Consider the following 23,503-nt stretch of genomic DNA (forward strand, 5'->3'; position numbering starts at 1 on the left):
GGCGCAAAGGCAGTTCTTACGGCCCGCGCGAGCAGGGCCGCTATGCGGCGGAGTTCTACACCACGGTCAAGACCGCCTACACCTTCGACGGCAACGGACCCTACGTGCCGAAGACAAAAGGAAGCGAGTAACCTCGCTTCATCATCCCAAAGACCGTGGCTCCGGTGCTCCGTAAGGATGCCGGGGCCATTCGCTTGTGTAATTGAAACGCATTTGGAACCATGTTCCAAACAGCGTTAACTCTGTCGACAAAACTCAGGCGGCTTTTGGCCTCTTCCATTGAACTTTGCCACGCGAACGCCATCATAGGCTTTCAAGAGAATTTTGGCTGACACACACCAATTTCTGCAGGAATAAACGTTGTTGCATGTCGAATCCGGGTCGATTGCCCCCTGGTCATACGAATTGCAACGGCGTTGGCCTGAACCTGCATGATGCCAATTCTGCGCGCTGGTCAGCGGTGCGCGGCTAATAGTCGAGAACTTAATATGGTTACTTCCCGGCGTTATCTCATTGCTTCCTCCCTTGCGCGTCTGATCCGCAAGGAGAGAGGGGGCAATCGTGTGACGGAAGGCCACTTCCCCAATCAGGCCGACCGCAGCTCCTTCGTTGTCGTCGAAGGCGACAAGGGCAGCCTCGTTCTGGTCCACACGGGCTCGGGCGCGTCGGTCGAGGAGCGCACGGAGGTGCCGCGGGCCCATGCGGAGGCGCTGCTGGACGTTACCCCCGGCAAGCTCGATTATCTCCTGACTCATCTGACCATCGGCACCCGCGACATTCAGATCGTGCGCTTCGTGACGCCTGGACCTCTGGATCTGATCTCCGTCATGTTCGAGAGCGAGGAGGAGGCGAGGGACTTCCGGCCGCTGTCCTGGTTCGGGCCCGACGTGACCACGGAGGCTGCCTACCAGAACCGCTCCATCGCTCTGGAAGGCGTGCCGCAGGCGCCGGACGTCCCGATCTCCAACGGAGCGCTCAACAGCCTGCTCGATGCCCTGGAAAACCGCTACGTCGCGCCGCGGAACTACGCACCTCACGCACCGGCGCGCAATCCTGTCGAGCCGGGTGCAGGGCAGCGCAGCGCTCCTCCCGCGCCTCAGCCTCCGGCACCTCCCGCCGAGAGGGCCGCGCCGCCCCAGCGCAATGTTCTGTCCAGGCCCGCCGCTCCGGCCGATACCGATCTGGGTGACGAGGACAACCAGGACGACAATGACCTGAACCTCAATATCGAGGACAACGTCATCCGCGAGCTTGCCCGCTCGCTCAGGCCTCAGCGCCGATAGAATGCTGAAGAGCGGGCCTGCGCCGGTTCCATGGTGCAGGCCTCTCAGCTCGGCAGCACGATGCAGCTGCCGCCGGCGCTCCGGATGTCCCGGCACAGTTGCTCCGCCGCCTGCCGGGTTTCGGCGGGCGCGCGCACCCGGTAGAAGGTGCGCGTGCCGCGGCTGCGCAGCCGCGTGCCGATGATCATCGGCCTGACATCCTTCAGAACCGGGGCATAGGCTAGGCTTGCGCGGCGGAAGATCGCCAAGGCCATGTCCTTCGAGAAGTGGCCGGCGAGCTGAACACCCCAGGGTGCGAAGGGCGCCTCGACGGCATCGCCGCGTCCGGGAATGCGCAGGGCGGCGACGATCTCCCGGCACGTCCGCCGTTCCCGATCCGCTGCAGCGGGAGCGGCATGATTCTTCTCCCTCGCTTCGGCGGCCCATTCCTCGACCGGTTTGCCCGTCACGGCCCGCACATAATCCCGCGTCTCGTCCGGCAAATGGCCCCGGCCCGCAAGCCAGGAGGCAACCCGGGCCGGGCCACTGTTATAGGCTGCGGCTGCCAGCCCCAGATTGCCGAACTGCTCTGCGAGACGGGCCATGAATTCCGCCGCCTTGGGGATCGCCTGCTCCGGGTCGAAAGGATCGGTCAGTCCTCGCTCCCTTGCCGTTCCGGGCATGAACTGGGCAATGCCCTGCGCGCCCGCCGGGCTGACCGCGCGGGGCCGAAACGAGCTCTCCTGCCAGATCAGCCGGGTCAGCAGATCGTGAGGAATGCGCTCGGCCTGCGCGGTGCTCTCGATCAGGCGGCAGAGGGCCTGCTCCACCGTTTCCGTGGGCGCCGGGTTGGCCCATGCGCTGCCGAAGCAGAGGACGAGGCTGCACAGCGCCAGCCGCACGCGCATCGGGACACCTCGCTGGAATGAACAAGGACTGCTCGGGAGGGGAGACGCTCCCCTGGCTTACAGATAGGCGATCATCCGCCCGGCCAAGAGCGTGACGATCCAGGCGAGGAGCGAGACGAGAGCGTAGGTTCGGGCCTCCGGCGGCAGGGCGCCGCCACGCAAAGCCGCGCCGAAGCGGGCATGGAAAAGGGCGACATTCGCGAGGCCCAAGGCTATGGCGCCGAGCTTGAGGATGAAGGCGGGGTTGACCCCGAGCGCTCGAGCTTCGACGGCGAGGAGCAGGATGCCAGTGGGAACCTGCAGGGCGAGGCCGACGCCTGCCAGAGGAATGGCGTAACGTCCCACCTGCCACGCGTGTTTTCCGCGCTCGGCCAGGACCTTCAGGTCGAAAACGGCGATGCCTCCGACGACGAGGGCTGCACCCAGCACATGCAGCAGATTGGCAATTGTATAAAGCCAGGCGGAATGACGGCCGGCATGGCCGAGCCAAGAACTCTCCAACGTCCCGAGAAACTCGAGATACATGGGCTAGCGCAGCTCGTAGGTCCTGCCCCCGACCACGATCCGCTCCGCCCGCATCTCCGCATCGGCGCGGGTCGAAGGATAGCCCTCGATCTGCACCGAGGTTCCAGGCTTGAGCATGTCCGGGTCCAGCCCTCTAGCGCTCATGCGGAACGGGGGAGCCAGCACGGCACCCCAGCTCTTGCCCTCATGGTTCACGCTCACCATGACGTGTGGGTTTTCCCATTGCAGCTGAGCGACGTTGCTCCTGATCGTGAAGACCCGCCCAGCATCATAGCTTCCCCAGCCGTGATGGGCGAGGGCGACGCCTCCCGTCAGCAGCATTCCTGAGAGGCACAGTCCGAACAGGGGAGATTTCATGGCGGAAGATCCCTGCATTTCCGAAGCCTGAGGCAGGCCCTCAGAGTCTGCGGCTGGGGGCTGCCCGTCAAGGCTGACGAGGCGCTCGCAGCGACCGATCATCGGATCGTGATGGGACAGGGCGCGATTCGCACCCCTGCCACGGCGCAGCTATGCTCACCTTCAGCGAATCACCTTTGTGAACAGGGCAGCGATGGCTTCATTCCTGAAAGATCTCTGGAATCGTCTGGTGGGTTCGGGCAGCGCAGGAGCGCATGAGGAGCCCTCCGGCGAGGCTGTGGAGTACAAGGGCTTTCGCATCCGCCCGGCGCCTTACTCCTCCAAGGGTGGGTATCAGACGGCAGGCATCATCGAGAAGGATTCCGAGGATGGCCTGAAGGAGCATCGCTTCGTGCGCGCAGAGACGCATCCGAGCAAGGACGATGCCGCAGCCTTCGCCATCACGAAGGGCAAGCAGATCATCGACGAGCAGGGCGACCGCATCTTCAGCTGAGCCTTTCTGCAGAGCTGCAGAATCTTATCTTTCACAGGCCTATTTCCTTTCCCGGATCCTGCATCAGGTATCCTCCTTCGCCGCCTCCCACCGGCCCGTGAGACCACTGCGGGAGCTTGGCGTTTGGCTCCAAGCAAGCCGTGGCAGGCCAGTCAAGGGAGATCACTGATGAGCAAGAGCCCTAAAGCGCCGTCGGGAACATCGGACCGGGTCCTGACGAACAGGCAGGGTCACCCCATCGCCAACAACCAATCGCAGCGCACGGTGGGCAGCCGCGGACCGGCAACGCTGGAGAACTACCAGTTCCTCGAGAAGATCACTCATTTCGACCGCGAGCGGATCCCTGAGCGCGTGGTCCATGCCCGCGGTTTCGTCTGCTACGGCGAATTCGAGGCGACGGGAAAGATAGGCGATGAGCCTGCCTCCAAGTACACCCGCGCCAAGCTGTTCCAGGAGCCGGGCAAGAAAACGCCGCTCGCGATTCGCTTCTCGACCGTGATTGGTGGACGCGACTCCTCCGAGGTCGCCCGCGACCCACGCGGCTTCGCGGTGAAGTTCTATACCGAGGACGGCAATTGGGATCTCGTCGGCAACAATCTCGCGGTCTTCTTCATCCGCGACGCCATCAAGTTCCCCGATGTCATCCACTCGCTGAAGCCGGACCCGGTCACATTCCGCCAGGAGCCGAACCGGATCTTCGACTTCATGAGCCAGACTCCCGAATCAATGCACATGCTGACGCACCTGTTCAGCCCGCGTGGAATTCCGGCGAGCTACCGGCACATGGAGGGTTTCGGGGTCAACACCTACAAGATGGTCAACGCTCAAGGCGATACGGTGCTGGTCAAGTACCACTTCCACCCGCGCTGCGGCTTGGCGAGCCTGACGGCGGAAGAAGCCGCCAAGGTCCAGGGCCAGGATCTCGGATCGGCCTCCAAGGATCTCTACGAGGCAATCGGGCGCGGCGAGCATCCCCAGTGGGACATGTACGTTCAGATCATGGAGGATCACGACCATCCCGAGCTCGACTGGGATCCCCTGGACGACACCAAGATCTGGCCCGAAAAAGATTTCCCGCTCCGGCACCTGGGCGTGATGACGCTCAACCGCAATGTCGAGGACTTCTTCAACGAGAACGAGCAGATAGCCATGGGCACGGGCGTCCTGGTGGACGGGCTCGACTTCTCCGACGACAAGATGCTGGTGGGGCGTACCTTCTCCTACTCCGACACCCAGCGCTATCGCGTCGGCACGAACTACCTGCAGCTGCCTGTGAATCAAGCCAAGAACGCCAAGGTTCACACGAACTTGAATGGCGGACAGATGTCCTTCCGACGCGATTTGGCGCCTGGTCAGAACCCGCACGTGAACTACGAGCCATCGATTCACAACGGGCTTCAGGAGTTGCCTCAGGAAGAGCCGAGCAATCAGCCCGAGATTCGCGGGCGCCTCACCCGCAGCGTGATCGAGCGCCGCAACGACTATGCTCAGGCCAGGGGGCGCTACTGCACCATGATGGACTGGGAGCGGGACGACCTCGTCCTCAACATGGGCACGCTACTCGGCCAGTGCGAGCGCGACGTGCAGGAGCGGATGGTGTGGCACCTGCTCCTCGTGCATGACGAGTACGGAACCCGCGTGGGCGAGATGATCGGCATTGCTGCAGACGAGGTCCGCCATCTCCAGCCGCTGCCGAAGCAGATTCTGACGGAGGAGGATGAGCGCCGCCTGCAGAACCTCGGCAGGAACGGCGACAAGATCGATCCCACGATCTGGGGGCAGTGGACAAGCTCGGTGAAGAACTACAGGGCCTCGGCGGAGGACGTGTTGGGCGGGATGCGGAACGTCCCGACCGAACCGGCCATGAACCAGGCTGCCGAATAGCGTCGGGCAGGAGTGCTTCAGACGGAGCGGGCCAGGGTCTCCTGGCCCGCCTTTTCGTTGCTGTTTTCCCCTTCATGGCTCAGGCTGCCGCGGCTTTCGGCATAAACCTTGGTGAACGCGGCCCCGAAGAGCAGGATCAGGGACGAGTAGTAGATCCAGAGCAGGATGGTGATGATGGAGGCGGCTGCTCCGTAGCTGGATGCGACGTTGCTCTTGCCGAGATAGTAGCCGATCAGGAACTTGCCGAGGGTGAACAGGAGGGCGGTGACGAGGGATCCGGTCCAGACGTCGCTCCACTTGATCTCGACCGCCGGCAGAAGCTTGAACATCATCGCGAACAGCAGGGTGGCGATGGCGAAGGCGACGAGGCTGTTCAGGAACCGCAGGATGATTGAAGCGCCCGAGAAGTTCGCCTCGAGATAGGAGCCGACCGCCGTCAAGCCCGTGTCGACGACGAGCGAGACGAGCAGGAGAAAGCCGATCCCGAGAATGAGCGCGAAGCTGGCAAGCCGCGTGCGGATGAAATCCATGACGCCGTAACTTGCAGGCGGCTTGGCCTTCCAGATGATGTTGAGGTCGTCCTGAAGCTCCACCACCGCGCCCGTCACCAGAAGGAAGAAGGTGACGGCGCCGATCGCCGTGCCGATGATGCCGGATCCCACATTGCCCGCGCTGGCGATCATGGCTTCAAGGGCCGAGGCCTCGTTGGTGCCGATCATGCCGCCGAGTTCCGCCACGATGGCACCCTGCGCGGCCTCGCGGCCGAAGGCCAACCCTGCAACCGCGATAGCTGCAAGCAGCATGGGCGCGAGCGAGAAGACTGTGAAGAAGGCTATGGAGGCGCCAAGGCTCATGGCGCGGTTGTTCCACCACTCCGCGAAGGCCAGTTTCATGAGCCGCCATGTATCAGAGAACATGCAAGAGACGATCCTGCCGGGCGTGAGCCGCCCTGCGCCGTAAGCGTTGCCTTGGCCGTTAACCGGCAGGGGCTTCTTCTTGTTCCTGCCGGATGCCGGGCTGGCGCAGGAGGTGGCGGTAACGCTCGGCTGCCCGACGCAGGCGCACGGCTTCATTCCCCTCGCCGAGGGCGCCGGCTGCCATGTGGCAGGCGCCCATCTGAAAGGCGAGGTAGCAGGGCAGGAGAAACCGCAGCAGGTCGAGGTGAACGGGATAGCCGCTGTGCTGCTGCACGAGTTCGCAAAGCCGCGAAGTCGCCTCCTCGGGGAGATCCAGCTCGACGATGGCCCCGGCTACGTCCCAGGCAATATCCTGGCAGCCGACGAGATCGTGCGCCGCATTGTGGTCGAGGGCGTCCGTCTTGAGCAGGTGCCCGTCGAGCACGAGCCATTCCCAGGCGTGCATGCGGTTGTCCGTCCACACCCGGCGCACCTTTGCCTCAAGGGCTTCCGCATCCTTCAGGGACGTGGTCAGGGCTGCAGCAGCCTCGTCGCCCAGGGCTTGGCCCGTGTTGTAGGTGGCCATGTGGCGAAGCGCCTGGAGGGAGGCCCCCTGCTGCTCCTCGGCAGGGAAATGACCGGCGCGGAAGCCAAGATAGGCTCCGACGCGCTCGACGAGATGCCCGCCATCGACCGGGACGCGGTCCAGGCGACGGGCGTCGTGCCAGCGCTCCACAAGGAAGCCGTGACAGAGGGCGCGGGCTTCCGGCGTGAAGCCGGCCTCATGGAGCTTGCGGCCCATCGCGAGCTTTCGTTCGCCGCTCTCGCCCAACCCTGCGAACCTGACGAGCCAGGCTGCACCGCCGGCTCGGGCCAGGAACTTTCGGCGCTCCTGCTGAATGTTGGCGGGCGGCCATTGCGCCTCGTCCGCATAGGCCCGTGCACGCCAGGCGCCGCCCGACAGCTCCTCCAGGGGCGCCTCCAGCGGACCGAGGAGGCTCGCGGTCCAGGCCGCGAGCCCCTCCGAGTCCGACGGACCGAGCAGAAGGTCCTCGAACGGGACGAGGTGGCGCGGGGCGCAGCGCCATCGCTCCCGGTGGCGGTCGCTGGCCTGCGGCCCGAGGGGGGCGCCGTGGCTGGGGAAGAAATAGATTCGCTCCCGCGGGATGCCGGCCTCCTCGAGCCAATCCGCAACCGCGCCGAAGGAGCTGCCCGACAGCCCCGGTCCTTCGTCCACGACGGCGAAGGCTCCGCTCTTGCCGGAGGTCAGCCGATGCGTGAGCGCGGGGTCGACCCTGACCTCCCGTTCGAAGGGATGTCCGACGGGTCGGAGGGTGAAGGGGACAGGAGCGCCGAGAGCGGCCGCAACGAGGGCGCTCAGGCTCATCCCGATGCTTCGGATGCCAATGACCCGGGTGTCAGGCCCGAGCCCGGAGCTGCGGGCAGCCTCCAGGTAGCTTTCCGGATAGAGAGCGTAGAAGGCGTAGCCCTCCGCCTGACGGGTCCGGATGATCTGGTCTGGATTGAAGGCGCGAAGCCCGCTCAGTGCTCCCGTTGGCGGCGGGGCTGACGCGAAGCCGCTCCGCCAGGAGCGGTCGACCTCCTGCGCCAGGCGCACGAGGCAGGCCATCCCCGCCTCCTGATCCGGGGCGAGCGTGTCGAAGCCGCGCTCGTGAAAGCCGGCGTCGACGACGCCCTGGACCAGCTCGCTCGCCCCGATGAAGAGGGTCACGAGCGTGCCGTGCCGGGCAATTCCAGGCGGCATGGCGCGAACGCTCTCAAGCAGGGCCGCGACCGCGGCCTGCTTCTCCTTCACCGTCTGGACGGTTTCGATGTCGCCGTAGACCAGCATCGGGGCTGCCGGCGAAGGCGCTAGGCCGCAGCCTCCTGCTTCAGCGAGGCCATGTCGATCACGAAGCGGTACTTGACGTCGCTTTTCAGCATCCGCTCATAGGCTTCGTTGATCTTCTGGATCGGGATGATCTCGATCTCGGCGGCGATGCCGTGCCGGGCGCAGAAATCGAGCATCTCCTGCGTTTCGGCAATGCCGCCGATGAGGGAGCCGGCGAGCTGGCGCCGCTTCATGATCAGGTTGAAGACGGTGGTGGCCGGATGCGGCTCGGCCGGCGCGCCGACGAGGACCATGGCTCCGTCGCGGGCGAGCAGCACGAGATAGCTGTCGAGGTCGTGCGGGGCGGCGACCGTGTCGAGGATGAAGTCGAAGCTGTTGCGGTGCGCCTTCATGGCCTCGCGGTCCTTCGAGACCACCACCTCGTGGGCGCCCAGCGCCAGCGCGTCCTCCCGCTTGTTGGGCGAGGTGGTGAACAACACCACATGCGCGCCCATGGCCCGGGCGAGCTTCACGGCCATGTGACCGAGCCCTCCGAGGCCGACGACGCCCACCTTCTGCCCGGGCTGGACGCGCCAGCGGCGCAGCGGCGAATAGGTGGTGATGCCCGCGCACAGGAGAGGCGCCGCAGCGGCCGGATCGAGCCCGTCCGGCACCCGCAGGACGAAGCTCTCGTCGACGACGATCACGTCGGAATAGCCGCCATAGGTGTTGGCGCCCGTTCCCTGCTCCGGGCCGTTATAGGTGCCGGTGAACCCAACCTCGCAGTACTGCTCCAGTCCCTCGCGGCAGCTGGAGCAGGTACGGCAGGAATCCACCATGCAGCCGACCCCTACGAGATCGCCCACCTTGAACTTCTGCACGCCCTGGCCGACGCGGCTGACGCGCCCGACGATCTCATGGCCGGGCAGGGACGGATAGAGCGTGCCGCCCCATTCCCCGCGAACTGTATGAAGGTCGGAATGGCAAACGCCACAATAGAGGATATCGATCTGAACGTCCCGCTCCCCCGGCTCCCGGCGCTCGAACCGGAACGGGGACAGGGGGGTGGTGGCATCCTGGGCGGCATAGCCGAAAGCTTTGATCACGAGACATCTCTCCGGATTGACGGCGGACGAAAGCGCATGCTGCAGCGCAACCTTTCAGCCTGACCGCGCGAGCGTCCAAGACGATAGGATCGAAAGATCCGGCGTCAACGGATCGGGGCGAGGTTTGTTCTGGGGGAGTTCTCGGTAGCGTCTGTCCTGCACGGTCACGGGCACGTGAATCGCCCTCTCCTGGATCTTCGGCGGCTCCGACTTAGATGTCTTGCGGAGCCTTGCACGATATGAGGCAGGCTGCTTCGCCGCTAAGCGGGCGGCAATGCGGCACAGTGGATTTCGGCTGTCGTCGAGAAACTTTAACTTGCTTTCTGCCCGCAATCCGCGACGCTAGACCCTGAGGGCGGGCACATTTCCCATGTCGCACAGGCTGGGCCTGACGAGAGCGGGACCTCTCGCGACCAGTTCTTGCCGCCTCAACCAAGGGAGTACGCCGCATCATTTGACCGCACCGCAGTATCGAAGGGTCTGGCAACCTTAGCGGTGCACAATAGTTGTCTCTGAGAGGGATCTGATTTCGGTGGCGCCATGCTTCACTCCGACGACCTGTTCTCGAGTTTTCTGAAGACCTACGAGACCCGCCGCGAGGCGGAGATGTCCCTGGCGGAATACCTGGAAGGGTGCCGCAGCGATCCCATGATGTATGCGAGCGCTCCCGAGCGCATCCTGGCGGCCATCGGCGAACCCCGGCTCGTCGACACCTCCAAGGATGCCCGGCTCGGCCGCATCTTCATGAACCGCACGATCCGGGTCTACCCGGCATTCTCCGAATTCTACGGCATGGAGGAGACGATCGAAATGATCGTCAGCTTCTTCCGCCATGCGGCTCAGGGGCTGGAGGAACGCAAGCAGATCCTCTATCTGCTCGGCCCTGTCGGCGGCGGCAAATCCTCCCTCGCCGAGCGGCTGAAGGCCCTGATGGAGGTCAATCCCATCTATGTCCTCAAGGCAGGCGACGAGATCAGCCCGGTCTTCGAAAGCCCGCTGGGCCTCTTCGACCCGGAGCAGATGGGGTCGGTGCTGGAGGAGCGCTACGGCATCCCCCAGCGGCGCCTGACTAATCTGCTCAGCCCCTGGGCGATCAAGCGCCTTGACGAGTTTAAGGGCGACATTTCCAAGTTCCGGGTGGTCAAGATCAACCCGTCCCGCATGCGGCAGATCGCGATCGCCAAGACGGAGCCGGGCGACGAGAACAATCAGGACATCTCCTCGCTCGTCGGCAAGGTCGATATCCGCAAGCTCGAAACCCTGTCGCAAGCCGATCCGGACGCCTACAGCTATTCCGGCGGCCTCAACCGGGCGAACCAGGGCATTCTCGAGTTCGTCGAGATGTTCAAGGCGCCGATCAAGATGCTGCACCCCCTGCTGACGGCGACGCAGGAGGGCAACTATGTGGGCACGGAGAATATCGGCTCCATCCCGTTCACCGGCATCATCCTAGCCCATTCCAACGAGGCGGAATGGCAGACCTTCCGCACGAACAAGAACAACGAGGCCTTCATCGACCGCATCTACGTGATCAAGGTGCCCTATTGCCTGCGGGTCACGGAGGAGCAGAAGATCTATGAGAAGCTGATCCGCGGATCGGAGCTTGCCGGGGCACCCTGCGCACCCGCGACCCTGGAAATGCTGGCCCGCTTCTCGGTTCTCTCACGCCTGCGCCCGCACGAGAATTCCAACTTTTATTCGAAGATGCGGGTCTACGACGGCGAGAGCCTGCGAGAGGTCGATCCGCGCGCCCGCAGCCTGCAGGAATACAAGGATGCGGCCGGTGTCGACGAGGGCATGGACGGCATCTCGACCCGCTTCGCCTTCAAGGTCTTGGCGGCGACCTTCAACCACGACACCATCGAGGTGGCGGCGGATCCGGTCCACCTTATGTACGTGCTCGAGCAGTCCTTGCGGCGGGAGCAGCTGCCGCAGGACGTGGAGCGACGTTACCTGGAATTCATCAAGGCGGAGCTTGCACCCCGCTATGCCGATTTCATCGGCCACGAGATCCAGAAAGCCTATCTCGAATCCTATCACGACTACGGCCAGAACCTGTTCGACCGGTACGTGGCCTATGCGGATGCCTGGATCGAGGATCAGGACTTCAAGGATCCCGATACCGGCCAGCTTCTCAACCGGGAGCTCCTGAATCAGGAACTGACCAAAATCGAGAAGCCGGCAGGCATCGCCAATCCAAAGGACTTCCGCAACGAAGTGGTGAAGTTCTCCCTCCGGGCACGGGCCGGCAATAACGGTCGCAACCCGTCCTGGACGAGCTACGAGAAGATCCGAGACGTAATCGAGCGCCGGATGTTTTCCCAGGTCGAGGAGCTCCTTCCTGTCATCAGCTTCGGATCCAAGAAGGATAGCGAGACCGAGAAGAAGCATGGAGAGTTCGTGGCAAGGATGATGGAGCGTGGCTACACCGAGCGCCAGGTAAGGCGTCTCGTGGAGTGGTACATGCGGGTGAAGCAGGCGGGCTGACAGAACACGGAGGCGGATCAGGCGTTCCTATGTACATCATCGACCGGCGCCTCAACCCAGGGGGCAAGAGTCTGGCGAACCGTCAACGTTTTCTGCGCCGCGCCAAGGCGCAGATTCAGCGGGCCGTGCGGCAGACGGCAGGAGATCGGGATATCACCGATCTCGAGCGGGGAGGGGAGGTTTCGATCCCCGCCGATGGTGTCCGCGAGCCCAGCTTCCGTCGATCCGGCGAGGGCGGAGTGCACGACCACATCCTGCCCGGCAACAAGCGTTTCGTGGAAGGTGACACCATCGACAGGCCCCCAGAAGGGGGTGGCGCGGGTTCGGCCGGGGGCGACGGCGGCGAGGGAGAGGACGACTTCCGCTTCGTTCTGACCCGCGACGAGTTCCTCGACCTCTTTCTCGACGATCTGGAACTTCCCGACCTTGCCAAGCGCCGCGTCGCCACGGTCGAGACGCAGGGCCTCCGGAGAGCCGGCTACACGGTCACCGGCTCGCCCGTGAACCTCGCCCTGCTGCGCTCCATGCGCAACGCCCTTTCCCGCCGGATCGCCATGCGCCGCCCGAAGCCTGCAGAACTGCTGCGCTTGGAGGAGGAGATCGCTCTCCTGGAGAAGGAGGGCGGCCCGGACGCGCGCCTGAATGCCCTGCGCGAGGAACTGGAGCAGCTCAAGCAGCGCTCCAAGCGCTTTCCCTATATCGATCCCATCGATCTGCGCTACCGCCGCTTCGAGCCGGTGTCTCGTCCCATTGCGCAGGCGGTCATGTTCTGCCTCATGGACGTGTCGGGCTCCATGACCGAGCACATGAAGGACCTCGCCAAGCGGTTCTACATGCTTCTCTACATCTTCCTGACGCGGCGCTACAAGCACGTGGAGATTGTCTTCATCCGTCATACGCATGAGGCCAAGGAGGTGGATGAGGAAACCTTCTTCAACAGCCCCGAGACGGGCGGCACGGTGGTCTCGTCTGCGCTGCGGGAGATGCAGCGCATCGTCGAGGAGCGCTATTCGCCGGACAGCTGGAACATCTACGCGGCGCAGGCCTCAGACGGCGACAACTCCCCGAACGACGGCAGCACAAGCGCGGCCCTGCTGCGGGATGTGATCCTGCCGGTCTGCCAGTACTATGCCTATCTTGAGGTCGGCAGCGACAGCGACCGCATGCAGACGGGCTTCATCAATCACAAGACATCCCTGTGGCAGACTTACGAGACCCTGCAGGAGCAGGGAGCCAACCTCGCCATGCGCAAAGTGAACCACCGGCGGGAAATCTATCCTGTCTTCCGTGAGCTCTTCCGCCGGCGCGACGCGGAGGCAGGAGCAAGAGCCCCATGAGCGTGATGGAGCACGACAGCCTGCTGTTCAAGGGAGCCGACTGGGACTTCGGCACCATCCAGCGCATCTACGATGCCGTCGAGGCCATCGGTTCGGGAGAACTGGGGCTCGACATCTATCCGAATCAGATCGAGGTGATTACGGCCGAGCAGATGCTCGATGCCTATGCATCCATCGGCATGCCCCTGTTCTACAAGCACTGGTCCTTCGGAAAGCGGTTCGCCCTGCACGAGTCGAGCTATCGGCAGGGGTTGATGGGCCTCGCCTATGAGATCGTCATCAACTCCAACCCGTGCATCTCCTACATCATGGAGGAGAACACGGCGACCATGCAGACCCTCGTGATCGCCCATGCAGCCTTCGGTCACAACCATTTCTTCAAGAGCAACTATCTCTTCAAGGAATGGACCGACGCGGACGGGATCCTGGACTACCTCGAATTCGCGAAGAGCTACATCACCCGCTGCGAGGAGCGATACGGTCACGTGGCGGTGGAGCGTGTGCTCGACGCGGCCCATGCCCTGATGTCTCACGGCGTCCATCGTTATCCCCGCAAGAAGCGCCCCGATCTCAGATCGGAGGAGCGCCGGGAGCGGGAGCGGCAGCTCCATCAGGAGCAGACCTTCAACGACCTTTGGCGCACGGTGCCGGGCAAAGGAGCGGCCGCCAAACCTGCCATAAGCGACGAACGCCGCCGCGCTCTCCTGGAGCTGCCGCAGGAGAACCTCCTGTATTTCCTTGAGAAGTCGGCGCCGCGCCTGCAGCCCTGGCAGCGGGAGATTTTGCGCATCGTACGCCAGATCGCGCAATATTTTTACCCGCAGCGCCAGACCAAGGTCATGAACGAGGGCTGCGCCACCTATTGTCACTACCGGATCATGACGCGCCTGCACGAGAAGGGGCAAATCAGTGACGGAGCGTTCCTCGAGTTCCTGCAGTCGCACACGAACGTGACGCGCCAGCCCGAATACGACGACCGGCATTACGGCGGTATCAATCCTTATGCGCTGGGCTTCGGAATGATGCAGGATATCGAGCGGATCTGCACGATCCCGACGGACGAGGACCGGGAATGGTTCCCCGACATCGCCGGTAGCGGCGACACCATGGCAGTGCTGCGCGACGTGTGGGCGAACTACCGGGACGAGAGCTTCATCTCCCAGTATCTCAGCCCTCACCTGATCCGGCAGTGGCGCATGTTCCATCTCGTCGACGATCCCGACCGGCCGGACCTCAGGATCGAGGCTATTCACGACGAGAGGGGCTATCGCCGCCTGCGCCGCTCGCTGTCGCGTCAATACGATGTCGGCTGGACCGACCCGGACATTCAGGTGGTCGACGTGGATCTGGCTGGCGACCGGAAGCTGATCCTTCACCACCACGTCCTGAACCGCAACCTGCTCCACAAGGACGATGCCCAGCGCGTCCTCCAGATGGTGGCCAATCTCTGGGGTTATGCGGTGGTGCTGAAGGAGGTTGAGCCGGTGACAGGGGCGATCTTCCACGAGCATGTCGCCCACCCGCACGAAACTCTCTTCTGACAGGATTCTTTGACGCAAAAAAGCCCGGGATTCGCGCGATCATCGGTTTCCCTGGGCTCGGCCCTGGACTTCGGGGTCGGCTCCCTTGCAGGAGAATACCTATGGAACACAAGCCTGTAGAGAAGCTGCGTAGCGTCGCTGAGGTGCATGAGTTCAACCAAGGTTTCCTGTCCCGCCGTGAACGCCTCGAACGCTGGGCCGAGGTGCTGGAGCGCCAGCCGAAGCGGCGTCTGAGGTCTCTGGGTGAGATCGAGTTCGTCCCGAAAGAGAAGCGGCCGGAATTGAGATCCGATGAGTCCCCTATTACGGTCGCGTTCGAGGATCCGGTGCTGCGCGCTGCCGGGTTGAAGGGTGACACGCTTGGGGATGCCATGGAGTTCTTCGAACTCTCCGAGGGAGCCTCCCACCGTCTGCTCTGCTCCTGCATGAACGGCTGGAGCATGGAGGCCGGTACCACGGCACGGAAGATCCACCGAATCGCCAATCCCGACCATCGGTTCACAATCCTGACGGTCGCGGGACTTCTCACCGCTGCGCCGGCCTTCCTCTATCTGCTGAGCTGAAGGCACTATATGGCATCGAGCCCCAGCCCTGGCGCGAGAGGGGCTCGATCGCCATCTTTCGCCCGACGACTGAAAAGGCTCATGGAATGTCGGATGCGCCGACCCGCCGGATCGGACTACCCTGGTACAGACGCGAAGACTACACCCGCATCCGGGACATGATGGTCGACCGCCACAATCTCTCGCCCACCTATGAAACTTGGCTTGCTGCCGCAGAGAACAACGAAAGCGTCGGTCGCGAGGCCGGCCTTGAGATCGTCCGCGTCACGATCGAGCCCGCGGCTTTCGCGCGCTGGTGCGACGAGAAGGGGCGGGAGCCGGACAGCGCGGCACGGGCGGCCTATGCCGCCGAGACAATGCCTCCGAGCGCATCCTGACCCTCTGCAGCCGCCAAACGGCTAAGCCTTGAACTCTCCTCCCCTGTTCCTAATTGCTCGGACATCATGCTGGAGGGACAGACTTGCTGAACGACAACGGCACGAGCAGCGACAAGGCCGCTTTGGCCGAGAAGAGTGATGAGCCACGGGGCGCCTCTCGCACCATGCGCGCCGCCATTCTCACAGGCCCGGGGCAGATCCGGATCGGCGAGGTCGCGCGTCCGGAGCCGGGTCCGGAGCAGGTGCGCCTGCGCCTGGAAGGCTGCGGCGTCTGCGCCTCGAACCTCACGCCTTGGGCAGGACCGGAATGGATGCAGTACCCGACGGAGCCCGGCGCACTTGGGCATGAGGCCTGGGGCATCGTGGATGCCGTCGGTGAAGGCGTAGAAGAGTTCGCGGTGGGCGACCGGGTTGCGGCACTCACCTACAAATCCTATGCCGAATACGACATCGCCGATATAAACTCTGTGGTGCGCCTTCCGGCTTCTCTGGCGGGGCAGCCGTTTCCGGGCGAGCCCCTTGGCTGTGCGATGAATATCTTTCGCCGCAGCGAGATCGAGGCCGGGCAGAATGTGGCGATCATCGGGATCGGCTTTCTCGGTGCCATCCTGACGAAGCTCGCCGCCGATGCCGGCGCGCGGGTGATCGCCATCTCGCGCCGTCCCTGCTCCCTCGGCCTCGCGCGCCGCATGGGCGCGACCGAGACGATCCCGATGGAGGACCACCACGCCATTATCGAGCGGGTGAAGGCGCTGACCGGCGGCATGTTCTGCGACCGGGTGATCGAGGCGGTGGGCAAGCAATGGCCCCTCGATCTCGCCGCCGAGCTCACCCGCGAGCGCGGCAGGATGATTGTCGCCGGCTATCACCAGGACGGGCCGCGACAGGTCAATATGTGGCTGTGGAACTGGCGCGGGATCGATGTGATCAATGCTCACGAGCGCGACCCGAAGATCTACATGGAAGGGCTGCGCGAGGCCGTGGACGCCATCGCCTCGGGCCGACTCGATCCCAGCACGCTCTATACGCATACCTATCCCTTGGACCGCCTCGGCGAGGCGCTTGATGCCACACGCGATCGGCCGGACGGTTTTATCAAAGCGCTGGTGATGTTCTGATGCTGCAGACTCTTGCAAAGGACAAACCCGAAGCTGCTCTTGCCCGTCCTCGCCTCGGCTTTCTCGGCGTCGGCTGGATCGGGCGGCATCGCATGCAGGCGATCCTCGGCACAGGTTCCGTTGACGTGGCCGCCATCGCCGATCCTTCGCCTGAAATGGCAGCTGAGGCCGGCAAGCTTGCGCCCGATGCGAAGCTGGTCTCGAGGCTCGATGACATTCTCGATCTTGGTGTCGACGGGGTCGTCATCGCGACTCCGAGCGCCATGCATGCCGAGCAGTCGATCCGGGCTCTTGAACGCGGTGTGGCTGTGTTCTGCCAGAAGCCGCTGGGGCGGACGGCGCCGGAGGTGCAGGCGGTCGTCGATGCCGCGCGCCGAGCCGACCGCCTTCTCTGCGTCGATCTTTCCTACCGGTTCACGGAGGGCATGCGCCGGATCCGCGAGATCCTCGACTCCGGGGAACTGGGGCAGATCTACGCGGTCGATCTCGTATTCCACAACGCCTATGGGCCGGACAAGCCCTGGTTCTACGATCCGGCCTTGTCCGGTGGTGGCTGCGTCATGGATCTCGGCGTGCATCTCGTCGATCTTGCTCTGTGGTCACTGGGCAATCCGGGTGCCACCTCCGTCACGAGCAAGCTCTTTGCCGGTGGTGCGCCGCTGAAGGACCCGGGAACCCAGGTCGAGGATTATGCGGTCGCGACGGTGCAGCTCGAGACAGGAGCCGCAGTGCAGCTCGCATGCTCCTGGCGGCTTCAGGCCGGATGCGACGCTGTCATCTCCGCCACGTTCTACGGCACGAAAGGCGGCGTATCCCTGCGCAACGTGAACGGCTCGTTCTACGACTTCACTGCCGAACGCTACTGGGGCACGTCACGGGAAACGTTGACGGCACCTCCGGACGAGTGGGGCGGACGCGCTGCTGCCGACTGGGCCACTCGCTTGGCCGCAGGCGAGCGCTTCGACCGGGCTGCGGAGCAGCTTGTGGATGTTGCCCGGGTGCTCGATCGGATCTACGGGCGTTGAGCACGGGTACGTCCTGGACATGGAAGAGGCGGCTGAGCAATCAGCCGCCTCTTCTTCATTCTTCTTGTGCTCCGCGCGGATTTGAACGGTCGGGCCGGTTCAGAGAGCTTCGAGGATCCTCTCTGAGGCCGGTGACGAGTGTGGTGCATAGCGGCGGATCATGGTGGCGCAGAACTCTGCGAATTCCTCCTTCACCTGAGGCGCGCTGGTGTGATGAGGCGCGATCCCGCGATGCTCCGGCGTGAAGCAGAAAGTCACTGTGACGTCGAAGTCGGCGAGTGCCTCCATCTGGCGGTCGAACCAGTCCATCGCGTTCGGACGGAAGCTGTCGGCCCAGGACAGGCCCGTGCGCAGGTACTTCACGCCCAGCCGCTTCATCCACGCCACTGCGTCATCGAGGCGGTGGTCCTCGTAGTGGAACCACTGGCAGAGCCCCATCTGAGGCGTGTACTTCGCGAATTCCTCCAGCGCCGGCTTCGGCGTGCCGTCCTCGCGCAGCAGCCCCATGTAGAAGTGGCGGTAATAGGAGGACCCTTCCGCTTCCCGGTGGCGCGTCGTGGCCTCCCAGGCGCGGGGCAGGTCGTAGAGGCTGTACCAGTGGATCTTCGGCGCCTTGCCGATCAAGAGCTCCGCCGTTCGGTTGAGGCCCCAGACCTGCACCTCCTCGGCCCCGAAGGTGGAGATGCCGACCTCGCTGACCCAGATGGGCTTGTCCGTCACGGCCCTGATCTCGTCGATCTTTGCGGGCCACTCGTGAATCTGCCACAGATTCCAGTCGAGCGGGAAGCCATGGACCGCCACGATGTCTACATGATCCAGAGCACCGTGTCCTTCCAGCTTCTTGATGAAGCCGGGGTCGATGGGAGAGATGCCGCCGAGCACGCGAGGCAGGTTCAGGTTCTCGGCCCTGATCGCCTGGCCTGCGACGATCACCATGTCGGAAAAGAGCTTCCAATCCGGGTCGATCTCCGGGTCCCAGTGGGACTTGTTGTTCGGCTCGTTCCAGATCATTGCGGCTTCGATCATGCGGTTCTCCCTTGGGCCGGGTAGACGGCGCCCGCTCCGGGCGGGGCATCGACGCGGCGACAGATGTAAACTTCGGCTTCCGGGTGCTGCACGATCTCGAAGCCGGCGCTGCGGAGCATGGCTTCCACGCAGGCGGCATTCGGTGCCCACCAGTTCGTCGGATCGTCGGCATAGCGGTGCTCGATGAAATGCATCTTCGGATAGCGCGGGTCATCGAAATGATCCGTCTGCCAGAAGGTGTAGTTCTCCTCCACCGGCATGGTCTCCGACGAGCCGCGCTGCATCGACTGGAACACGAGGAGATCCCTGGCGACGTGCTCGTGAATGAGGTCGAGGGCGAGAAGCGGATGGCGCAGGTGGTAGAGCACGCCCATGAAGAGAACCACGTCGAAGCGCTCGCCGAGCCGGCCTAAGTCGTAGACCGAGAGCTTGCGGAACTCGATGTCGTAGCCCATGGTCTCGGCCGCAAAGCGTGCCTGCGCAAGGTAGGCATCGTCGAAGTCGACCCCGAGCACGCGTTCCGCGCCGCGCTTCTTCATCTCCATGGAGTAGAAGCCGCCGTTGCAGCCGATGTCGAGCACGCTCTTGCCCGTCAGGTCCTGCGGGATGGCATCTGCGAATTGCTGCCACTTGATGGCAGGGTAATTGCCCAGGAAATGATCAGGCGCGGTCCAGACGCCGCCCTTCAGCTCGATGTTGTGAAACCAGGGTCCGAGCGCTTCGGCTTTCCGGCGGATCTCCTCTGGCGGCATGGGGTCGATCGCGTTCATCGTGGCGGCTACTCCCTGTTCAGATCATGAACTCCCCGCGGCAGCCGGCCCGCCGGCCAGCCAAGGGCGACGCGGGCCCCCGTGAGATTGTCGTGTTGGGCTGCCTCGCTCAGGAGCCCTATGGCAGAGCGGTAGCCATGCAGCGTGCCCACATCCACATAGGACTCGCCGGCCTTCACGCCGGTGGCCTCTCCCCCCTGTGCAAGATAGGCATTCACGAGGGTGCCGAAATATTCATCCTCCCGGTTCCGGGAGAGCCAGAGCCGGTGCAGCGCATCCAGCACGTGGCCGGGCATCTTGAAGGCGCCCCAGATCCAGCGGGAGGAGGCATCCTCCCGCTTCACCTGGATCTCCTGAACCCGCATGCTCTCGTCGAGGATGACCGCATCGAAAACGTGCGGGTTGTCGACGGGGAAGAGCAGGAAGGAAAGCACCCCCTCCGGCAGTTCAGCCAGAGCCTTCTCGGGAAACCAGACGGTATCGGGCAGGCCGACGATCACGCTCTCCTGCGCCGGGATAAGGGGAGCCGCCTGGAAGATGGCGTCGCACAAGCCGCTCGCCTGCGGCTGCACCACATAGGCAATGGAGGCGCTGCCGTAGCTGGCGCCATAGTATTCCATGATGTCGGACTTGCCCGGGGAGATCACGAAGCAGATCTTGTCGGCGCCGCCATGGATCATGCGTTCGACCAGGTACTCGCTCACTGCGCAAGGGCGTTCGACGCCGTTGTCGAGACGGCTGCCTACGGGGAGAAGCTCCTTCGAGAAGGCCAGGGGCTGGATGCGGCTTCCGGTTCCCGCCGCTGGTATGATTCCCCACATGGTCAGGCCTCCATCATGGCAGCGGAGCCGCCGGTTGGGAGGGAATTGGAGCTTGCCAGCAGGATCTCAAGTTCGCGGGCCCGGTGGTCCGACGTATGCTCCGCCAGCACCCTTTCGCGGCTGGCGGCGGCAATGCGTTTCAGCTCGACATCCGTAAGGTCGAGAGCGCCGACCGCATCGTCGGTGCTCCGTGCGATCAGGATCTCCCGTCCCGGCTCGAAGAAACTGCTGAGACCTTCCCAATCATCCGAGAGTATGGGCGTGCCGCAGGCAGCCGCCTCGAACAGGCGTCCTGACGGGCACCAGCCCATGTCGGCCATGGCCCGCCGGGTGATGTTGAGCGTCAGGCGCGAGGACGAGAAGAAGGCCGGGTGCTCGGGCGGTGGCAGATGCCTCACGAAGTGGATGTTGGGCCGCCAGGGGAAATCGTCCGGATACTGGGCGCCGCCGATCAGGAAGCGCCGCTCCGGCCTGAGGCCGGCGGGATCGATGAACAGGCGCTGCAGGGCCTCCTGGCGGTCGGTCGCATAGGTGCCGAGATAGGACAGATCGCAGACGTAATGGCTCAGAGAGGGCACGGAACGATGCACATCCGGATCCACATGCCCGTAGAGGGCCGCCACGCGCCGGGCTCCGAGATCGGACTGAAGTCTGCCGAGAGCGCGTCCACCCGTATAGCTGAGGACGAGATCGAAATCGCTCAAGCCGCGCGGCCCGATATAGCTGATGGGCTCCCTCGCCTCCAGACGCGAGAAGGTGACCGGCGTGTCGAGATCGTAGAACACGCGCGTCGCGCGCGGGGATTCGAGCAGCAGCTCGCTCGCAGCAACGCCGTCCGGGCAGTAGGAGGTGGCCATGGCCAGGTCCGCATCAGCCAGTTCGGCCTCGGCCCGATGCCGGATCGCGCTCCAGTCCTGATAGAGGATGAGCTCGCCCCCAGGGATTTCCAACTGATCCCGGTTCGAGGCGTAGTAGGGTACATCTTTCTCGAAGAAAACAATCCTGTGACCTCGTCGCGCAAGCGCCCGGATCAGCCCGCGCCAGAGGGTGGCATGACCATTGCCCCAGGAGGAGGAAACGGTGAGCCCGAAGATGACGATCTTCATGCCACCACCTCGTTCAGGCGCATGATCTTGGCGCCCCAATCGCCCACCGCAAGAGTGCTGATCGAGGCAGGCTCCACATCGAGTCGCGCATAAGCGTCGATGGGCAGGCCCAAATGGTAGAGGAGGGCGGCCTTGATAACGTCGCTATGGCTGACGAGAATGATCGATTGTCCCGCGTAGCGGCGTCGCAGGTCTTCCATGATGCCGACGATGCGCGCCTGGGTCTCCAGCATCGTCTCCCCTTCGGGCGGCCGGTTCGTGCTGCGGGAGGTATTCCAGGATGTCCAATGCGGGTCGCCGGCCAGCGTCTCGAAGCTCATTCCCGACCAGCGTCCGAAGTCGATCTCCGCAAGGGCGCTGCAGGTGTCGAAAGGCAGGCCGAGACGTGCAGCGATAGGTTCAGCTGTCTCCACGGCCCGCTCAAGCGGGCTTGAGAGAATGCAGGCGACGTTCGCCCTCGCGAAGCGCTCAGCCAAGCGCTCAGTCTGCGCCTTCCCGCGCGCGCCGAGATGAACGCCGGGCATGCGGCCGCACAGAACGGTACCAACCCGGTCATGGGCCGCATGGCGAACGAGGAAGAACGTGGTCGTCACGCTCCGCGATTCCTATTCGTCGCCGTTGATGAAGCGGATGGTGCGCTCACGGGCCTCGTTGTCCGTGAACTGCTGTGGCGGCGATTTCATGAAGTAACTGGAGGGGCCGGTGAGAGCGCCGCCGATCTTGCGATCCATCGCGAGCTTCGCGCAGCGCACGGCGTCGATCACAATGCCGGCGGAGTTCGGCGAGTCCCAGACTTCGAGCTTCACCTCCATGTTCAGCGGCACGCCGCCGAAGGTGGTGCCCTCCAGGCGGATATAGGCCCATTTGCGGTCCGTGAGCCAGGGCACATGATCGCTGGGTCCCACATGGATGTCGCTGGCCGGCAGCGGGATGTCGAGCTGGCTTGCAACGGCCTGCGTCTTCGAAATCTTCTTGGATTCCAGGCGTTCCCGCTCCAGCATGTTCTGGAAATCGGTATTGCCGCCAAAATTGAGTTGGTAGGTCCGGTCGAGCCGCACGCCGCGCTCACGGAAAAGATTGGCGAGCACCCGATGGACGATGGTGGCACCCACCTGGCTCTTGATGTCGTCGCCGACGATGGGGAGGCCGCGCTCCTCGAAGCGCCTGCGCCATTCCGGATCGGAGGCGATGAACACGGGGATGCAGTTCACGAAGGCGCAGCCGGCCTCCAGCGCCCGCTCCGCATACCATTCCGTAGCCTTCTGGGATCCGACCGGAAGGTACGAGACGAGAACGTCCGTCCTAGACTGACGCAGAATCTCCGTGACGTCGGCCTCCTCATTGTCCGATTCCGCGATTTCCTCGCGCAGATACTTGCCGAGGCCGTCCAGGGTCTTCCCCCTGTTCACGATGATCCCGCTGTGCGGGACGGCGGCAAAGCGCTGAGTGTTGTTCGGCTCGGCGAAGATGGCCTCCGACAGGTCGCGGCCGACTTTTGTGGCGCTCACGTCGAAGGCGGCGGACACCTCCACGTCCCTGATATGGTAGCCGCCGATCTCGACATTCATGAGGCCCGGCACGGGCTCGTTGCTCTTGGCGTCCTTGTAATAGGAGAGTCCCTGGACGAAGGACGAGGCGCAATTGCCCACCCCGACGATCCCGACGCGGACCTTTTTCGAAATCATGACGGATCTCCCCTTGTGCGTGCGGAGACTTGCCTAGATGCTTCAGGCGAAGCCTTGAGCGAGCAGCAGGCAAAGACCGGGTGGAACCTAAGCTTGGCCGTCAACGTTCGAAAAAGGTAAGTAGTTCCCTCCGGGATTCTCACCGCAAGACTCTTGTCTTGGCGCCGTGCCGCCCAAACTACGTGGGGCCAAGGAACAAAGATGAAGCTTTGGCGTTTGCCCGCTGAAAGGCCAAGCTTGTGAAGGGAATGCACGGCACAGACGCATCTGCCATGTCCTGCTGACGCCTGCCTTCGTTTGGAAAATTGCGCAAGTCTCGCGTCGCTTTTCAACCAACGGGGCAGGTGTGTTCCCTTCTTGTTCGTGGCCGTGGAGATCAGACCAG

The 23,503-nt window shown here is 63.8% G+C and carries 22 protein-coding genes; 10 read left to right on the forward strand and 12 right to left on the reverse strand.

Features of this window, described 5'->3' with window-relative positions; all coding sequences use genetic code 11:
* Positions 1 to 563: 563 nt before the first annotated feature.
* Positions 564 to 1,283 carry a CYTH domain-containing protein gene (locus GR303_RS12780; RefSeq protein WP_161722632.1) on the forward strand — a complete coding sequence of 240 codons (720 nt, stop codon included), beginning with the start codon at positions 564 to 566 and terminating at the stop codon, positions 1,281 to 1,283.
* Between the two features lie 44 nt (positions 1,284 to 1,327).
* On the opposite strand, the gene GR303_RS12785 is transcribed toward GR303_RS12780, so the two are convergent.
* From GR303_RS12785 to GR303_RS12795, 3 genes are read right to left on the reverse strand one after another with little or no spacing between them, the layout of a single operon-like run.
* On the reverse strand, positions 1,328 to 2,170 hold the full coding sequence (locus GR303_RS12785) for a lytic transglycosylase domain-containing protein (RefSeq protein WP_161722633.1): 843 nt from the start codon (positions 2,168 to 2,170) through the stop codon (positions 1,328 to 1,330).
* A gap of 57 nt (positions 2,171 to 2,227) precedes the next feature.
* Complete coding sequence (locus GR303_RS12790) at positions 2,228 to 2,695, reverse strand: hypothetical protein (protein ID WP_161722634.1); 468 nt, start codon at positions 2,693 to 2,695, stop codon at positions 2,228 to 2,230.
* Between the two features lie 3 nt (positions 2,696 to 2,698).
* Positions 2,699 to 3,052: a DUF6152 family protein gene (locus tag GR303_RS12795; protein WP_161722635.1), complete on the reverse strand. Its 354-nt coding sequence runs from the start codon at positions 3,050 to 3,052 to the stop codon at positions 2,699 to 2,701.
* A 193-nt stretch (positions 3,053 to 3,245) separates the two neighbouring features.
* Here GR303_RS12795 and GR303_RS12800 point away from each other — a divergent pair, with 193 nt between their 5' ends.
* Together GR303_RS12800 and GR303_RS12805 are read left to right on the forward strand one after the other, a co-directional pair.
* Positions 3,246 to 3,545, forward strand: a complete 300-nt coding sequence (locus GR303_RS12800) for an HlyU family transcriptional regulator (RefSeq protein ID WP_161722636.1) — start codon at positions 3,246 to 3,248, stop codon at positions 3,543 to 3,545.
* A gap of 168 nt (positions 3,546 to 3,713) precedes the next feature.
* Positions 3,714 to 5,429 (forward strand): catalase, encoded by a 1,716-nt coding sequence (locus tag GR303_RS12805; protein WP_161722637.1) that lies wholly within the window; start codon positions 3,714 to 3,716, stop codon positions 5,427 to 5,429.
* A gap of 17 nt (positions 5,430 to 5,446) precedes the next feature.
* Here GR303_RS12805 and GR303_RS12810 read toward each other — a convergent pair whose 3' ends face one another.
* The 3 genes from GR303_RS12810 to GR303_RS12820 form a co-directional block, all read right to left on the reverse strand.
* Complete coding sequence (locus GR303_RS12810) at positions 5,447 to 6,322, reverse strand: YihY/virulence factor BrkB family protein (RefSeq protein ID WP_246726443.1); 876 nt, start codon at positions 6,320 to 6,322, stop codon at positions 5,447 to 5,449.
* An 82-nt stretch (positions 6,323 to 6,404) separates the two neighbouring features.
* Positions 6,405 to 8,177 carry a hypothetical protein gene (locus GR303_RS12815; protein WP_161722639.1) on the reverse strand — a complete coding sequence of 591 codons (1,773 nt, stop codon included), beginning with the start codon at positions 8,175 to 8,177 and terminating at the stop codon, positions 6,405 to 6,407.
* A gap of 20 nt (positions 8,178 to 8,197) precedes the next feature.
* Positions 8,198 to 9,262, reverse strand: coding sequence for an NAD(P)-dependent alcohol dehydrogenase (locus GR303_RS12820; RefSeq protein WP_161722640.1), 1,065 nt, complete (start codon positions 9,260 to 9,262; stop codon positions 8,198 to 8,200).
* A gap of 540 nt (positions 9,263 to 9,802) precedes the next feature.
* On the opposite strand from GR303_RS12820, the gene GR303_RS12825 reads away from it, so the two are divergent.
* The 7 genes from GR303_RS12825 (at position 9,803) to GR303_RS12855 (ending at position 17,710) form a co-directional block, all read left to right on the forward strand.
* Complete coding sequence (locus tag GR303_RS12825; protein WP_161722641.1) at positions 9,803 to 11,749, forward strand: PrkA family serine protein kinase; 1,947 nt, start codon at positions 9,803 to 9,805, stop codon at positions 11,747 to 11,749.
* A 29-nt stretch (positions 11,750 to 11,778) separates the two neighbouring features.
* A complete protein-coding gene (locus tag GR303_RS12830) occupies positions 11,779 to 13,086 on the forward strand; it encodes a YeaH/YhbH family protein (protein ID WP_161722642.1) in 1,308 nt (435 codons plus the stop codon).
* The gene (locus GR303_RS12835) at positions 13,083 to 14,627 is read left to right on the forward strand and encodes a SpoVR family protein (protein WP_161722643.1); all 1,545 of its coding nucleotides are present in this window, start codon (positions 13,083 to 13,085) and stop codon (positions 14,625 to 14,627) included. The genes GR303_RS12830 and GR303_RS12835 overlap by 4 nt, the downstream gene beginning before the upstream one ends.
* Positions 14,628 to 14,728: 101 nt before the next feature.
* Entirely contained in the window at positions 14,729 to 15,190 is a 462-nt protein-coding gene (locus GR303_RS12840) for a hypothetical protein (protein WP_161722644.1), read from the forward strand.
* 86 nt (positions 15,191 to 15,276) lie between these two features.
* Positions 15,277 to 15,567 (forward strand): hypothetical protein, encoded by a 291-nt coding sequence (locus GR303_RS12845; RefSeq protein ID WP_161722645.1) that lies wholly within the window; start codon positions 15,277 to 15,279, stop codon positions 15,565 to 15,567.
* Positions 15,568 to 15,731: 164 nt separating this feature from the next.
* The gene (locus GR303_RS12850) at positions 15,732 to 16,685 is read left to right on the forward strand and encodes an MDR/zinc-dependent alcohol dehydrogenase-like family protein (protein WP_161722863.1); all 954 of its coding nucleotides are present in this window, start codon (positions 15,732 to 15,734) and stop codon (positions 16,683 to 16,685) included.
* On the forward strand, positions 16,685 to 17,710 hold the full coding sequence (locus GR303_RS12855; RefSeq protein ID WP_161722646.1) for a Gfo/Idh/MocA family protein: 1,026 nt from the start codon (positions 16,685 to 16,687) through the stop codon (positions 17,708 to 17,710). The genes GR303_RS12850 and GR303_RS12855 overlap by 1 nt, the downstream gene beginning before the upstream one ends.
* Positions 17,711 to 17,809: 99 nt before the next feature.
* Here the strand turns inward: GR303_RS12855 and GR303_RS12860 are convergent, their stop codons facing one another.
* From GR303_RS12860 to GR303_RS12885, 6 genes are read right to left on the reverse strand one after another with little or no spacing between them, the layout of a single operon-like run.
* Entirely contained in the window at positions 17,810 to 18,736 is a 927-nt protein-coding gene (locus GR303_RS12860; RefSeq protein WP_161722647.1) for a glycoside hydrolase 5 family protein, read from the reverse strand.
* On the reverse strand, positions 18,733 to 19,506 hold the full coding sequence (locus GR303_RS12865) for a TIGR04290 family methyltransferase (RefSeq protein ID WP_161722648.1): 774 nt from the start codon (positions 19,504 to 19,506) through the stop codon (positions 18,733 to 18,735). The genes GR303_RS12860 and GR303_RS12865 overlap by 4 nt, the downstream gene beginning before the upstream one ends.
* Positions 19,507 to 19,514: 8 nt before the next feature.
* Positions 19,515 to 20,327 (reverse strand): sugar phosphate nucleotidyltransferase, encoded by an 813-nt coding sequence (locus GR303_RS12870; protein ID WP_161722649.1) that lies wholly within the window; start codon positions 20,325 to 20,327, stop codon positions 19,515 to 19,517.
* Positions 20,328 to 20,329: 2 nt separating this feature from the next.
* Positions 20,330 to 21,433 (reverse strand): CgeB family protein, encoded by a 1,104-nt coding sequence (locus tag GR303_RS12875; protein ID WP_161722650.1) that lies wholly within the window; start codon positions 21,431 to 21,433, stop codon positions 20,330 to 20,332.
* Positions 21,430 to 22,026, reverse strand: a complete 597-nt coding sequence (locus GR303_RS12880) for a histidine phosphatase family protein (RefSeq protein ID WP_161722651.1) — start codon at positions 22,024 to 22,026, stop codon at positions 21,430 to 21,432. The genes GR303_RS12875 and GR303_RS12880 overlap by 4 nt, the downstream gene beginning before the upstream one ends.
* A gap of 12 nt (positions 22,027 to 22,038) precedes the next feature.
* A complete protein-coding gene (locus GR303_RS12885; protein WP_161722652.1) occupies positions 22,039 to 23,118 on the reverse strand; it encodes an inositol-3-phosphate synthase in 1,080 nt (359 codons plus the stop codon).
* Positions 23,119 to 23,503 lie beyond the last annotated feature (385 nt).

Source organism: Microvirga arsenatis (genome assembly GCF_009910705.1).
In the GTDB taxonomy this organism is placed as follows: Bacteria; Pseudomonadota; Alphaproteobacteria; order Rhizobiales; family Beijerinckiaceae; genus Microvirga; species Microvirga arsenatis.